This is a genomic window from Parabacteroides chongii (assembly GCF_029581355.1).
In the GTDB taxonomy this organism is placed as follows: domain Bacteria; phylum Bacteroidota; class Bacteroidia; order Bacteroidales; family Tannerellaceae; genus Parabacteroides; species Parabacteroides chongii.
On sequence record NZ_CP120849.1, the window covers coordinates 4,326,749 to 4,340,141 of the forward strand.

Genomic DNA, 13,393 nt, shown 5'->3' on the forward strand with positions numbered 1-13,393 from the left:
ATTTTATGTGTTCAGATTACAAAGTTATTATTTTATTTCATCGAAACTCTATCTATTGTCAATAGATTTCATTGCCAGTATCCGACAGGCTTTCCGGTCTGTTTTACCACTTCCGGTAAGTGGGATGGCATCTACCTGCCTGATGTATTTAGGCTGTTGGTATTTGGGCAGAAGGGGGACGATCCTGTCAGGAAGGCTGTCCGCGTCTGTTGTTTTTTCTACCAATAGCACAATTGCTTCTCCTAATCCCGGATGTGGAATAGCCGTTATTGCAAAGGTAACGGAAATTATTGAACGAAGAGTTTCTTCTATCGATTCTATTTGTACTTTTATTCCTCCGGTGTTGATGGTGTTGTCTTTTCTTCCCAGGATGGTAAAAGTTCCGTCCGGATGTATCTCTGCCAGGTCGTTTGTTGCCAAGGTGTCATCACAAACCAGCGGTGCTTGGATAACCAGTGTTTTTTCGGGCGATAAACATAGTTTTACAGATGAAAAAGGTGTATATGCCGATGAAGCATCCAGACCGTTTAGTTTGCGGAGGGCGATGTGCGACAAGGTTTCTGTCATTCCGTAGGTGGAATAGATCTTATTCGGTAGTTGGCGTATTTCGTCTTCCAGCTCTTTATTGATAGCTCCGCCTCCGACGATTACTATTTCTGTCCGGCAAAGGCGTTCTCTTTCTTCCGGAACTTGGAGCGTGTTGAATACCTGCAACGGGATCATGGCTGTGAAGCGGAGCGGAACATCGACATCTGCCAGCGGATGGCCGGACGGTGTGCGCAGAATGAGATTCAATCCGGCAACAAGTGCACGTACGACGACCATCTTTCCGGCTATATATTGTAAAGGCATACACAACAAGGCGGTATCGCCTTTCTTTAGCTGGAGAAAAGAGCAGGTGAGGATGGCACTTTGCATCATTTGCTCTTTGCGGACGGTAAACTCTTTAGGTGTACCGGTGGAGCCGGATGTATGTACGGTTATGTATGGAGATTCGCTAAACCAGTCTGATAGGAAGTCATAGAGGTCGCGCTGTATTTGTGGTGCGTTGTCCGGAAGCCCGGACCGTAATTGCTGTATATTATCCGCATGGCAAATAATTTCGTTTTCCAAATGTAACTTCTGTTTACTACGGTCTGTTAGGAACTTATCGTTGTACCATAAACAATCTTTCCGAATGGATAAAGGCATCTCTACATTATCTGTAAACAAAGCCCCTGTTCCTAGTCCTTGCGGCAGTGGATTGTCGAATGTGGCACACCATTGTGCTATTGCATTCAGTCCGATATTGGATTCCAGCGCTGAAGTGATCCACCAACCGATATGTTGTTTTTCTGCTTCTTCAATCCATTCCTGACCTCCGCTTATACCGCCGTGCAGAGAGGGTTTCAGTATAATATATTGCGGTCGGATAGCTGATAAAAGTTCTTTTTTCCCCTGTACGGTGTTGCAGCCGATCAGTTCCTCATCCAATGCGATAGGAAGCGGTGTCTGTGCAGCAAGGCGTGCCATCTCTTCCCATTGTCCGGCACGGATGGGTTGTTCGATGGAATGCAGGTCGAGTTCAGACAGTCGCTGCAATTTCTCCAGTGCATCGGTCGGTGAGAATGCACCGTTCGCATCTACCCGTAATTCTATCTCTTTGGCAGAGAAATGGGCACGGATGTGTTTCAGTAAAGCTAATTCTTCCTCAAAGTTGATAGCTCCGATTTTCAGTTTGATGCAACGGAAGCCGGTCTGCATCTTCATCTCTATCTGCTCCAGCATCTTTTTATAGTCGCCCATCCAAATCAGGCCGTTGATGGGGATACCTGTTTCGCCACGTGAAAAAGGAGTATCCCAAAGAGAAAAGTTGCCTGTCCGGAAATGACGGAAAGCTGTCTCCAGTCCGAAAAGGATAGATGGATAGGGACGGAGCGCCTCCGTATCGGGCATTCCGGTCTGTTCCGTTTGTCGGCAGATGTCTGTCAATATTAGTTCATAGTCCGGCAGGTCGTCGCAACTTAATTTTGGCAGTGGAGCACATTCCCCTATACCGACTCGCCCGGGAGCCTCATCAGAGGTAAGGTACAGATACCAGCTTTTGCGCGTGGTGTAAGTTCCTCTCGATGTTCCGGCTGGTTGTTTGAAATGTAGTACTTTCGGTATAATTTGTATATGATAAGACATAGTAGTTGACAGTTGATAGTTGACAGTTGACAGGTGCAGTTTCCGGTTATTTAACTGTCAACTGTCACTTGCCAACTGTCAACTGATTACGGGAACTTTGGATAATCCTCAAACCGGGGACGGCGCTTTTCCAGGAATGCCTTGCCGCCTTCCTGGGCTTCTTCGGTCATGTAGTAGAGCATGGTGGCATCGCCCGCCAGTTCCTGGATACCGGCTTGTCCGTCCAGTTCGGCGTTCAGGCCTGCTTTGATCATACGGAGGGCGAGCGGGCTGTGCATCATCATGGTTTCAGACCATTCGACGTATTCGTCTTCCAGTTTATCCAAAGGAACAACTTTATTGACGAGGCCCATATCGAGTGCTTCCTGGGCGTTATACTTACGGCAGAGGAACCAGATTTCGCGGGCTTTCTTCTGTCCGACAATGCGTGCCAGGTAAGAAGAGCCGAAGCCTGCATCGAAACTGCCTACACGGGGACCCGTCTGTCCGAAGATAGCATTCTCGGATGCAATTGTCAAGTCGCACACCACATGCAATACATGACCGCCACCGATGGCAAAACCATTCACCGCAGCAATAACCGGCTTCGGCATTGAACGGATTTGTTTTTGTACATCGAGAACATTCAGACGTGCCACACCGTCTTTACCGATATAACCGCCATGACCTTTTACATTCATATCCCCTCCGGCACAGAATGCGGTATCGCCGGCTCCTGTCAGGACGATTACATTTATATCTTGGCGTTCGCGGCAGATATAAAGCGCGTCGCTCATTTCGGTTGTTGTAGTGGGAGTGAAGGCATTACGATAGCGTTCGCGGTTGATGGTGATGCGGGCAATGCCTTTATAGAAGTCGAAAAGAATATCTTCGTATTCTTTTATAGTTGTCCATTCTCTTTTTGTTGACATATTATTTTTGCTTTAGTTGATGATAATACTCTTTCAGCAGGCGAACATCTTCGTCTTTATCGGTGAAAACCTCCATCAGGATCGGCTGATTCACCGGATTAGGGTCGGTAAAGACTTTCATCGCTTCTTCCAGCTCTTCCATATTCCGTACGCCCTGGTAAAGGAATCCCCGTTCGGTTGCCCAGCCTTGTGCCGATGTCTTATGCGTTGCTGTGACAAAACGGTGGGTCTTGTCAGACATAGACAGTCCGGGAAGAGCCTGGAATATCTCACCTCCGCCATTGTTCAGCAGCAGGATACGCAGATTGCAACCGAAGTTACTGTTCCAAAGCGCATTCATGTCATAAAAGAAACTCAGGTCGCCGATTACGACAAAGTTCAGCTTGTCGGATGCAACCGCATAACCGATAGCGGTAGACAAGGAACCTTCTATGCCGCTTGTTCCCCGGTTACAGCAGACTTCCACCTCTTCGGGCAAATTGTATAACTGTGCGTAACGCACCGTCGAACTGTTACCCAAATGTAAAGCGGACGGGGTAGGCAATGATTTGATCAACTCACCGATCGCTGCCATTTCTGAGTAAGCAAATTCCGGTTGCGGAAGCTCTTTCGTATTGTTTTCCCAAACCCGGGGAAACTCAGTCGGTTTATTTTCCAGGAGATAAGCGATTTTTTCCAAAAATTCGAACGGGTCCATCTCTATCACGGTTGTCATGGAACCATACAAGTCGGCTACTTCGCCATCCGCAGATACATGCCAGTGTTCTTTTGGAGGATTTTCCCGAAGGAATTTCTTCAAACGCTTGGAAACGATATGACCTCCATAGGTAATAACCAGCTCGGGAACCATCTTATCCAGTGTCTCTTCAGGCAAAGCATAGAGTGCTGCATCGAAATTCTTAACCGGAATGCCGGGAATTGTTTTATTGCTGGTATGTTCAGTCAGCCAGGTAAAATGTTTGTAGAGCAGTTTGGATATCTTCTTTTCAAAAAGATAGATCAGACTCATCTGACCGACAATGATCATTCGTTTGTTGTATTTGTTCAGGCGTTCGATCAGCGTATTGTATTCCCGGTCGTATACGTTCAATCCCTGATAACGGGTAATGACACGTACTTCCGGCAGTTCGGCAGTCGTAAACCGGAACAGTGGTTCTGAGATGGGTATATTAATATGTACCGGGCCTTTACCATGATGATTCAGTTCCAGTAATGCCTCGTTGACAAGCCGGTTGCAATACCATTCATCTTCGTCAGTATGTATTTCCGGCAGGTTGACGGACTTCTTGACCAGTGAGCCGAACACACCCGGTTGCGGTAATGTCTGCCCATCCATTTGTCCGATCCATGCACCCGGACGGTCTGCCGATATCACGACAAGGGGAACATGCTGATAGTAAGCTTCCGCTACTGCCGGATGGATATTCAACAGGGCTGTACCGGAAGTGCAACAGACGGCAGCAGGTTTTCCGCCATGCAATGCGAGCCCCATCGCAAAGAATCCCGCACTTCGTTCGTCTGTTACAGGATAGCAGGTGAAGAACGGATGGTTTGCCAATGTGTGTACTATCGGAGAGTTACGGCTACCCGGACATAATACGATTTTATTTATATTATGCTCTTTGAGCAGAGCCACCAACTGAAGAATATTTTTCTTATCGGTATACATATCTTATTAATCTATTCTGTTTACTCACAAAAGTACATAATTCTACAACAATGCCCGCATGGTTTGCAATTTGTCTTCGGTCTCCTGCCATTCATCGTTAAGCATGGAAGAAGACAATAATCCCCCTCCGGCATAAAGCGTGAATGTATCTTCTTTGATATTCATGCAACGAAGGTTGACATATAAATTGGTTCTGCCTTCCGGATTCAGCCAGCCGATGAAACCGGAATAGTAACGCCGGTCGTATCCTTCGTGCTCCAGGATAAAGCGGTAAGCATCTTCTTTAGGAAGTCCGCAAACTGCAGGAGTAGGGTGTAACAGACTGAGCAGACTGCCTAATTTGCTATTACTGTCGAGCTTGAATCTGAAATCACTTTTCAGATGGCATAATGCGCCGGCACGTGCCGAATAAGGACCTTCCATGGTTGAGTCGATACCCAGCGAAGTCAGCTGGTCGTGAATGTAAGTAGACACCAACTGTTGTTCACGTATGTTTTTTTCATCCCAATAGGTCGGCATCTCTCCGTTTTGCAAAGGCTGTGTTCCGGCAAGGGCAACTGTATGCCATTCGCCTTGCTCTCCGGAGAGAATAATTTCGGGTGTTCCTCCCAACCATGTTCCTGTTTGAGGAGTATGACAGAGATAGACATACGAGCGGATGTACTGTTCGCAAGCTTTGTAAAACGCTTTGGCAGGAGAGAAGCCGGCTTTCCTGTCGAGTGTCAGACTGCGTGAAAGGACTAGTTTATCGAGCGTTTTTTCCTGCAAAGGTTTGATAAAGGAACCGAAACAATCGGTATAGTTGTCTTTTGTCTTTCTTTCGGATGAAATTTCAGTTTCATTCGGATGAAACTCTAAATCCATTCGAATGGAGTCATTCGGACAGCTCTCCGGTAACTCGGAATAATCGCGCCGGATCAGTACGATCGGACAGTCCCGGCTTACCCGAAAGGGAGCTATGACGAAACCCTGCTGTTCGTTCAGGTCTTCGATATCATATAAAAGGCAGGCAGAACCGGAAGCTTGCATGACGAACTTGGGAGAATCTTCTCCCGGAATCCGATAAATTGCAAAACTCCGCCCCTGCCTGATCAGTGTATCAATAATTTGGTACTTATTTGTTTCCTCTGAAATCATTTCTTTTTTAATATACTATTCACTACACGTATGGAAGATACCAGTTTGTCGGTAGAGGTAAACACATCCACGTTCCATACATGTGAAGAACGGCCTTTGTGGATAATAGTCCCTACGGCACGAACGGTATCTCCTTCATGGGCCGACGACATGTGGTTGCCGCTGACCTGCATGCCGACAACGATCTCGTCCGGTTTTGCCAGGATCATGGAACCCAATCCGGCAACGGTTTCAGCCAGAGCCAACGTGGCACCACCATGCAAGATACCGAAAGGCTGGCGTGTACGTTCGTCGACTGGCATCGTTGCTTCCACACGATCCTCGGAGGCATAGGTATATTGAATACCCAGGTTACCCATCAATGCATGTTTGGCACGCATATTCAGCTGGTCCAAAGGAACCTCTGTCGGTTTGATGGCTGCCAGGATCGCAGTCTCCACAGCTACTGCCACACCGTCCATGTCGTTAGCCAAGGTGGTAAAATCCGTACAGCTCTTCACTGAATCGCGGGCGTTACCCATCGCAACACTGGTGCCTGCAAGCTGCAACATCGGAACGTCGGCAATACCGTCGCCGATGGCAACAACCTGTTCGGTCGTTATTTTCAGCTTTTCCATCAATACGCCCAAGGTGTTTCCTTTGTTGATGAACTGGGGAACCACTTCCAGGTAATAATCTTCCGACCGGAATACGTCCAGTACGCCATCCAACCGTTTCTTCCAATGATTTTCCAAACCAACCAATTCCTCTTCGTTGTCACTGGCGAGGACACATTTGCAGGGACTGAAGTCGACAGCCTCCGGGAAATTATCGACACCGATCACACGCATATTGTTCAGGGCTGCTTCTTCCTTCACATGCTTGTTGTCGGGTTTGTCGGTCAGGATATAATCTTTATGGTAAGTGAAAATGGCAAAATCGTTTTTCTTTGCTTTCTTGTCCAGATAGGGCAGCATTTCCGGATTGATACGTTTTTCAAAAAGCAATTCACCTGTTTGTACATTGATGATCTGTCCACCGTTATATGAAAGAATGAAACCACCGTAGTGATCCAGTTCCAGAGCCTTAGCCAGCGGCATGACTCCGTTGGTCGGTCTGCCGGATGCCAATACAATATGTATTCCCATCTGCTGTACTTTCAGTAAAGCAGCCTGGGTACGGGCAGTTATCTCTTTATTACTATTGAGCAATGTCCCGTCTACGTCTAAAACTAATAATTTGTACTTCATGGCTTGCTGTTTTTTTTGTTTAGATGACAAAGATACTACAAAAAAGTGGAATACAGAAGAATGAAGTAATAGAATTGATTTACAGAGGTTTCATTTAAGCAGCCGATTATCTCCAACGCCACCACAATCCTTGCCGAAGCCAAGTCAAGACGTCGCAACGTTACTTGTTCGTAACCACACCATATAGGTGACGAAATTGGCACGAATGGCAAAACAAGGCGTTGTGATATAGTGAGTTACTAACAACTCACGCGACAAATCCAGTTACGGAAAAAGATTGCGTCGTTCCTCCGTGTTTTGCGTACCGACGAAGGATTCTTCACCGACTAATTTTGAACCTAAAAAAATTAAGGACGATGAAGAGTACATTTTCAGTTATCTACTACCTCAAACGTCAGGTAGTGAAAAAGGACGGGACAGTACCCGTCATGGGACGTATCACGGTGGACGGCAGCCAAACACAGTTCAGCTGCAAACTGACCGTCGATCCTAAGCTGTGGGACACCAAAGGAGGACGTGTCACGGGCAGAAGCACGGCTGCACTCGAAACGAACCGTATGCTCGACAAGATGCGCGTACGCATCAACAAGCACTATCAGGAAATCATGGAGCGTGACAACTTCGTCACTGCGGAAAAGGTGAAAAACGCCTTTCTTGGACTGGAACACCGCTACCACACGCTATTGCAGGTGTTCCGGCAACACAACGAGGACTATGCCAAGCAGGTGGAGGCAGGCATGAAAGCCAAAGGCACGTTTGACAAATACAAGATCGTTTACAAGCACCTGCAAGAGTTCCTCACCATCCGCTACCACGTGAAGGACATCGCCCTGAAAGAGCTTACCCCCGCTTTCATTTCCGATTTTGAAATGTTCCTGCGCACGGACAAACACTGCTGCACCAACACCGTGTGGCTGTATGTCTGCCCGCTTCGGACGATGGTGTTCATCGCCATCAACAATGAGTGGCTCACGCGCGACCCGTTCCGCGAGTATGAAATCAAGAAGGAGGAAACGACCCGCAGCTTTCTGACGAAAGATGAAATCCGCCTGCTGATGGAAGGTAAGCTGAAGAATGCGAAGCAAGAACTGTATCGTGATTTATACCTGTTCTGCGCCTTCACGGGCTTGTCGTTCGCCGATATGCGCAACCTGACGGAAGAGAATATCCGCACCTACTTTGACGAACACGAGTGGATAAACATCAACCGCCAGAAGACGGGTGTGGTGTCCAACATCCGTATGCTCGACATAGCGAAGCGCATCATCGACAAATACCGTGGGCTGTGTGGGGACGGCAGGATATTCCCCGTACCCCACTATAACACGTGCCTTGCCGGAATCCGTGCCGTCGCCAAGCGTTGCGGTATCACCAAGCATATTACATGGCATCAAAGCCGCCACACGGCCGCCACGACGGTGTTCCTCTCCAACGGCGTACCCATCGAAACGGTCAGTTCCATGCTGGGACACAAAAGCATAAAGACAACGCAGATATACGCGAAAATAACCAAAGAGAAGCTCAATCAAGACATGGAGAACCTTGCCGCGAGATTGAACCAAATCGAAGAATTTGCAGGTCGTACCATCTAAAACAGAGAAGCCATGAAACGTGACATAATCATCATTGAGGACAAGGCGGTCAGCGTAACCGGTAACGATGTATGGATGACCGCCGGAGAAATCGCCAGACTGTTCCACACGGGTGTCCCGGCAGTGAACGCCGCCATCAAAGCCATCCTCAAAACGGACGTGCTGAACGACTACGAGGCATGCCGCTACATCCAACTTGAAAACGGTCTGTATGCGGATGTTTACTCGCTTGAGATAATCATCCCCGTCACCTTTCGGCTGAGCACATACCATGCCCATCTTTTCCGCCGCTGGCTGATGGACAAGGCACTTGCAAAAGACAAGCATACCGCCTACATGTTATTCGTACATAGCGGAAAAGGCGGTTACTGCTGAAAAGACGATGAAAATCAATTAAAAACGGACAACCATCAAGCTGTCCGTTTTAACTTTAAAATAGTCAATTTTGAATATACAAATTATGTGCTAAAGAATATGAGGTATCAAAATTGAGATGGCTTATATAACATCTCATACTTTAACGAGCCACAATCAATGTACATATCATATTCCGCAATTCCTTTTTCTTGTGCTATATAATGCAAAGTTTTCTTGTGGATGTTTGAAATTCTCTCTCCATAATAGATTGCTTTAGGAACAATTTTCAGGCTTGTTGCACGAGAATGTGCGGCAGGTTGTTTCTCTGAATGAATAATACGCCATTCATTTTCATATTCCCACTGTGTGGATTTGTGAATAGCCATTTTCAAATGCGATAGTGAATCTATATTTTTAACATCCAGCCCCAAGCTCTTTGCTATATACCATTGAATAAAACTATTTGCATCAAAGCGGTTATTATCATATATAACAGGCAAGATACAACAATTCATTTCTCCTTGTTCTAATAAGAACCTTAAATCATATTCCAATGCAAACCCTTCATGATTTTGGGCATAGTGACTCCACATTATAACAGAATCTATGCTTTCACTTAAACATGCTATTGTAGATACGACCTTTAATGTATCCCCCATTTTTAATAGGATTTCTTTCAATATGTTTTCCATTACAACACTAAAAAGAGCTAATGTCAATGGATTTATGCCGTTACACGATATTACCTGTTTTTTTAAACCTGTCAAATTGTTTCTTCCGAAAAATTGGATTACACTTGGAGGAAATTCGAAATCTTTAGTTTCAAGTATCTGTTTGAATTGTTCAAGAAATTCTTCTGTACAACAAGCTCTCATTTGCTCTTGAATATTATCCAAACTATAATAAACAAGAGTGTCATAGGGGTCATTAAACTTATCAGCAGTAACAGCATAAACCAGATCCTTGTCAAAAGCATCAAGGTTTAATGTTGAACAACTCCTATATCTATACAGTTTTTGTGGCAACATTGACATCAATGCTGCACTTATAGGATAGATTCGGGATTTTATGTCCTCTTGCTCAATTCCTTCAGGAATTATTGTGGATTCTAACAATTTTGCAAATTCACTCCGAAGCATAATGGTATTCGTTTTAACCACAAAGGTACGCATTTTATTCCGGAATGTCAGGACATTACTCCATCGGTTTGCGGTAATTCGCCTCCAGCAGTTCACGCAATCCCGATTCGGGGTAAAGCACCTTCCCGCCTAAAAGGATAAAGGGCAACACTCTGTTGTTACGGTATTCCTGCAAGGTACGGCGGCTCACACGGAGCAACTCCGCCACCTCCCTGTCCGTCAGGTAACGTTCCCCGTCCAGCGGTGGACGGTAGTTTTCCAAAAATGCAGAGAGCCATTTAGAGCCTTTGCGCATATTCTGCACCACGGTGGCAAGCGGCTCGTCCTCCAGTGTAAAAACATCGTTGTTCTCGTTCATCATAACTTTGGATTCAGTGGGTGAATAATAAGATTACCTGCCGCCGGGATAGAGCGTACCGATAAGCGGAATCAGCCTCCTAACTTCTTCCGGCTTGTAATAGAACCTGCGGTTTATCTGCGAGTAGCCGATAAGCCGCTTGTCGCGCAACGTCTGCAACGTGCGCGGGCTTATTCTCAACTGCCCGCAGACCTCCTCGCCCGTGAGCCATCTTTCCATGCGCCCCGTGTCGCTTTTGCGCCTCAGTGCGGCGACCTTCTCCGAGAGTGCGCCGAATGTCGCCACCATCATCTCGAAAGTCTTTTTCTCAATTGATACTATTTCCATATTCATGCAATTATCGGTTTGCCCGCAAAGGTAACGATACACTCCCGGACACGTGCCGTTTTCCACTGAAAGGCTGCCTGTTGCGCCGTTTGACCGGGTTACGGAGCCATCTTCCGTAAAAATCTTACGTGAGTCACGTAGTGAGTTGTTAAAGCCCCTTTTGTTTATTGCCGAATTTTGCCGCAGATACAAAAAGAAAGGACTGAATATGAAAGTGATAACAATGGAAAGTTCCGTCTTCCGGTCATTGACGGAACAGATAGCGGAGATTGCGGCACACGTCCGTGCCGTCTCCGGTGACAAGAGAGCGGCATCGCCCGACAGGTTGCTCACCACACGCGAGGCGGCGCACCTGCTTAACGTGAGTACCCGCACCCTCCAGCGTATGCGCAGCGAGCAACGCATCGGCTATGTCGTGCTTCGCGGCAAATGCCGCTACCGGCAGTCGGAAATCGACCGCCTGCTTGATGAGAGTACCGTCAACGAGGACGCGGCGACACCGCAGGAACTGAAACGCAACCACACGTTGCGCACGGGCGGCAACCCCAAAGGAAGGAGGACATAGGTCATGGAACTGCTCACACGAAACAACTTCGAAGGCTGGATGCAGAAGTTGATGGAACGGCTCGACCGTCAGGACGAACTGCTGCTGGCGATGAAGGCTGAGGGGAAACAGCCTACTATCACGGAAAGCATCCGCCTTTTCGACAATCAGGACTTGTGCATGCTGCTTCAGATAAGCAAGCGCACCCTGCAACGCTACCGCAGTGTCGGCGCATTGCCCTACAAGACACTGGGCAAGAAAACCTATTACAGCGAGGAGGACGTGCTGACATTCCTTTCCAACCATATCAAGGACTTCAAAAAGGAAGATATAGCCTTCTACAAGGCTCGTATCCATAATTTCTTTCATAAATAACCCATTAAAACATTTTTCAGATGGCAAAGAAAAAAGACGAAAAGGACGTGCTGGTGGTCCGTGACGAGAAGACGGGCGAGATCAGCGTGGTTGCCGGGCTGAACGCGGACGGCACACCCAAGCGCACCCCCGCGAAAGCGGAAAACGCGCAGAGTTTCCTGCAATTCGACCGACACGGCGACGTGCTGGACAACTTCTTCAAGAACTTCTTCCGGCAGTGCAAGGAACCCAGCCGCTTCGGTTTTTACCGCATCGCGGCAGACCAAGCCGAAAATCTCTTGGAGGTGATGAAGCAACTGCTGAAAGACCCCGAAGCGAACAAGGAGCTGCTTGCCCCTCACAAGGTGGACACCTCCGACTACGAGAAAAAGGTGCAGGAAGAACTGGCAACCGAAAAACAAGAACCTCAAAAACAGGAAAACATGGAGCAACAAAAAGAACAACAGGAAGATCCCGAACAGACGCAGGGCAAACGGGGCTACCAGCCCATCGACGAGAGCAAAATCAACTGGCAGGAGCTGGAGGACAGATGGGGCGTGAAGCGTGACGACCTTGAAAAGTCCGGCGACCTTACGAAGATGCTCCACTACGGCAAGTCCGACTTGGTGAAGGTCAAGCCCACCTTCGGCGGCGAAGCATTCGAGCTGGACGCCCGCCTTTCCTTCAAGAAGGACGGCGAGGGAAACATCAGCCTCGTGCCGCACTTCATCCGCAAGGAGCAGAAACTGGATGAATACAAGGAACACAAATTCTCCGACGACGACCGGAAGAACCTGCGCGAGACGGGCAACCTCGGCAGGGTCGTGGACATCGTGGAGAAGGAAACGGGCGAGATTATCCCCTCCTACATCAGCATCGACCGCAAGACGAATGAGATCACGGACATTCCGGCGAGCAAGGTACGCATCCCGGAGCGCATCGGCAAGACGGAAATCACCAAGCAGGAGCAGGATATGCTCCGCGCCGGACTGCCCGTGCGCGACAAGCTCATCGAGCGCAACGACGGCAGGAAGTTCGTCACCACTCTGCAAGTGAACGTGGAGCAGCGCGGCGTGGAGTTCGTGCCGGGAACCGGAAGGTCGCCCCGTACCGTACAGACGCAGGAAACCAAAGGCGACACGTCGAAAAGTCAGGCGCAAGGCGGGGAAAATGCCACACAGACCAAGAAGGAGCAACGCCGCAACACGTGGACGAACGAGGACGGCAGCATCCGCCCCATCAGCAAATGGAGCGACGTGAACTTCACCGACAAGCAGAAAGCCGACTATGTGGCGGGCAAAGCCGTGAAACTGGAGAACGTGACCGACAAGCAGGGCTTCCATGCCACGATGTATATCAAGTTCAACCCGGAGAAGGGTCGCCCGTACCGCTACGAAACAAATCCCGACATCGGGCAGCAGGTCGCCCCGTCCAACGAGAGCCGCACGCAGGTGGCGGTGAACAACGAGGGCAAGACCAACGAGGCGACAAAGAACCTGAAAGAGCCTTTGCAGAAAGGTCAGACCACTCCGAAGGACGCCCGCCAGCAACAGCAGCAGGACAAGCCGCAGAAGAAAACGGGCAAGGGCATGAAAGTATAGACCGAT

Annotated in this window: 13 protein-coding genes and 1 pseudogene; 5 read left to right on the forward strand and 9 right to left on the reverse strand. The window is 48.2% G+C overall.

Translation table 11 applies throughout. From position 1 onward, the window contains the following. Positions 1-48: 48 nt before the first annotated feature. The 6 genes and pseudogenes from P3L47_RS16205 to P3L47_RS16230 form a co-directional block, all read right to left on the reverse strand. Positions 49-1,113 carry an AMP-binding protein gene (locus tag P3L47_RS16205; RefSeq protein ID WP_233576995.1) on the reverse strand — a complete coding sequence of 355 codons (1,065 nt, stop codon included), beginning with the start codon at positions 1,111-1,113 and terminating at the stop codon, positions 49-51. Positions 1,114-1,155: 42 nt separating this feature from the next. Further along, positions 1,156-2,169: pseudogene (locus tag P3L47_RS16210) on the reverse strand (o-succinylbenzoate synthase); the annotation flags it as partial. 86 nt (positions 2,170-2,255) lie between these two features. After that, on the reverse strand, positions 2,256-3,080 hold the full coding sequence (menB, locus tag P3L47_RS16215; protein ID WP_122359864.1) for a 1,4-dihydroxy-2-naphthoyl-CoA synthase: 825 nt from the start codon (positions 3,078-3,080) through the stop codon (positions 2,256-2,258). A gap of 1 nt (position 3,081) precedes the next feature. Continuing rightward, positions 3,082-4,749, reverse strand: a complete 1,668-nt coding sequence (gene menD, locus P3L47_RS16220) for a 2-succinyl-5-enolpyruvyl-6-hydroxy-3-cyclohexene-1-carboxylic-acid synthase (RefSeq protein ID WP_122359865.1) — start codon at positions 4,747-4,749, stop codon at positions 3,082-3,084. 42 nt (positions 4,750-4,791) lie between these two features. After that, on the reverse strand, positions 4,792-5,886 hold the full coding sequence (locus P3L47_RS16225; protein WP_199715336.1) for an isochorismate synthase: 1,095 nt from the start codon (positions 5,884-5,886) through the stop codon (positions 4,792-4,794). Beyond that, positions 5,883-7,115 carry a Cof-type HAD-IIB family hydrolase gene (locus P3L47_RS16230; RefSeq protein WP_122359866.1) on the reverse strand — a complete coding sequence of 411 codons (1,233 nt, stop codon included), beginning with the start codon at positions 7,113-7,115 and terminating at the stop codon, positions 5,883-5,885. The genes P3L47_RS16225 and P3L47_RS16230 overlap by 4 nt, the downstream gene beginning before the upstream one ends. A 356-nt stretch (positions 7,116-7,471) precedes the next feature. Between P3L47_RS16230 and P3L47_RS16235 the strand changes: the two genes are divergently transcribed. Together P3L47_RS16235 and P3L47_RS16240 are read left to right on the forward strand one after the other, a co-directional pair. Next, positions 7,472-8,707 (forward strand): site-specific integrase, encoded by a 1,236-nt coding sequence (locus P3L47_RS16235; protein ID WP_032542969.1) that lies wholly within the window; start codon positions 7,472-7,474, stop codon positions 8,705-8,707. A 12-nt stretch (positions 8,708-8,719) separates the two neighbouring features. Further along, complete coding sequence (locus P3L47_RS16240; protein ID WP_005809276.1) at positions 8,720-9,082, forward strand: hypothetical protein; 363 nt, start codon at positions 8,720-8,722, stop codon at positions 9,080-9,082. Positions 9,083-9,189: 107 nt separating this feature from the next. On the opposite strand, the gene P3L47_RS16245 is transcribed toward P3L47_RS16240, so the two are convergent. From P3L47_RS16245 to P3L47_RS16255, 3 genes are read right to left on the reverse strand one after another with little or no spacing between them, the layout of a single operon-like run. Continuing rightward, a complete protein-coding gene (locus P3L47_RS16245) occupies positions 9,190-10,203 on the reverse strand; it encodes a DUF2971 domain-containing protein (RefSeq protein WP_005809274.1) in 1,014 nt (337 codons plus the stop codon). 55 nt (positions 10,204-10,258) lie between these two features. Beyond that, positions 10,259-10,564 (reverse strand): helix-turn-helix domain-containing protein, encoded by a 306-nt coding sequence (locus P3L47_RS16250; RefSeq protein WP_032538125.1) that lies wholly within the window; start codon positions 10,562-10,564, stop codon positions 10,259-10,261. A gap of 30 nt (positions 10,565-10,594) precedes the next feature. Then, positions 10,595-10,894 (reverse strand): helix-turn-helix domain-containing protein, encoded by a 300-nt coding sequence (locus P3L47_RS16255; protein ID WP_095231473.1) that lies wholly within the window; start codon positions 10,892-10,894, stop codon positions 10,595-10,597. Positions 10,895-11,096: 202 nt separating this feature from the next. Here P3L47_RS16255 and P3L47_RS16260 point away from each other — a divergent pair, with 202 nt between their 5' ends. Genes P3L47_RS16260 through P3L47_RS16270 form a run of 3 tightly spaced genes read left to right on the forward strand, consistent with a single transcriptional unit; the run spans position 11,097 to position 13,387 of the window. Then, positions 11,097-11,453: a helix-turn-helix domain-containing protein gene (locus tag P3L47_RS16260; protein WP_025072716.1), complete on the forward strand. Its 357-nt coding sequence runs from the start codon at positions 11,097-11,099 to the stop codon at positions 11,451-11,453. Between the two features lie 3 nt (positions 11,454-11,456). Then, positions 11,457-11,807: a helix-turn-helix domain-containing protein gene (locus P3L47_RS16265; RefSeq protein WP_004291454.1), complete on the forward strand. Its 351-nt coding sequence runs from the start codon at positions 11,457-11,459 to the stop codon at positions 11,805-11,807. Between the two features lie 20 nt (positions 11,808-11,827). Continuing rightward, positions 11,828-13,387 carry a DUF3945 domain-containing protein gene (locus P3L47_RS16270; protein WP_250833513.1) on the forward strand — a complete coding sequence of 520 codons (1,560 nt, stop codon included), beginning with the start codon at positions 11,828-11,830 and terminating at the stop codon, positions 13,385-13,387. Positions 13,388-13,393: the final 6 nt, after the last annotated feature.

Bases quoted from the DNA above. Each gene is read 5' to 3' on its own strand.
- menB (WP_122359864.1), bottom strand. From the start codon at position 3,080: ATGTCAACAAAAAGAGAATGGACAACTATAAAAGAATACGAAGATATT.
- menD (WP_122359865.1), bottom strand. From the start codon at position 4,749: ATGTATACCGATAAGAAAAATATTCTTCAGTTGGTGGCTCTGCTCAAA.
- P3L47_RS16225 (WP_199715336.1), bottom strand. From the start codon at position 5,886: ATGATTTCAGAGGAAACAAATAAGTACCAAATTATTGATACACTGATC.
- P3L47_RS16230 (WP_122359866.1), bottom strand. From the start codon at position 7,115: ATGAAGTACAAATTATTAGTTTTAGACGTAGACGGGACATTGCTCAAT.
- P3L47_RS16235 (WP_032542969.1), top strand. From the start codon at position 7,472: ATGAAGAGTACATTTTCAGTTATCTACTACCTCAAACGTCAGGTAGTG.
- P3L47_RS16240 (WP_005809276.1), top strand. From the start codon at position 8,720: ATGAAACGTGACATAATCATCATTGAGGACAAGGCGGTCAGCGTAACC.
- P3L47_RS16245 (WP_005809274.1), bottom strand. From the start codon at position 10,203: ATGCTTCGGAGTGAATTTGCAAAATTGTTAGAATCCACAATAATTCCT.
- P3L47_RS16250 (WP_032538125.1), bottom strand. From the start codon at position 10,564: ATGATGAACGAGAACAACGATGTTTTTACACTGGAGGACGAGCCGCTT.
- P3L47_RS16255 (WP_095231473.1), bottom strand. From the start codon at position 10,894: ATGAATATGGAAATAGTATCAATTGAGAAAAAGACTTTCGAGATGATG.
- P3L47_RS16260 (WP_025072716.1), top strand. From the start codon at position 11,097: ATGAAAGTGATAACAATGGAAAGTTCCGTCTTCCGGTCATTGACGGAA.
- P3L47_RS16265 (WP_004291454.1), top strand. From the start codon at position 11,457: ATGGAACTGCTCACACGAAACAACTTCGAAGGCTGGATGCAGAAGTTG.
- P3L47_RS16270 (WP_250833513.1), top strand. From the start codon at position 11,828: ATGGCAAAGAAAAAAGACGAAAAGGACGTGCTGGTGGTCCGTGACGAG.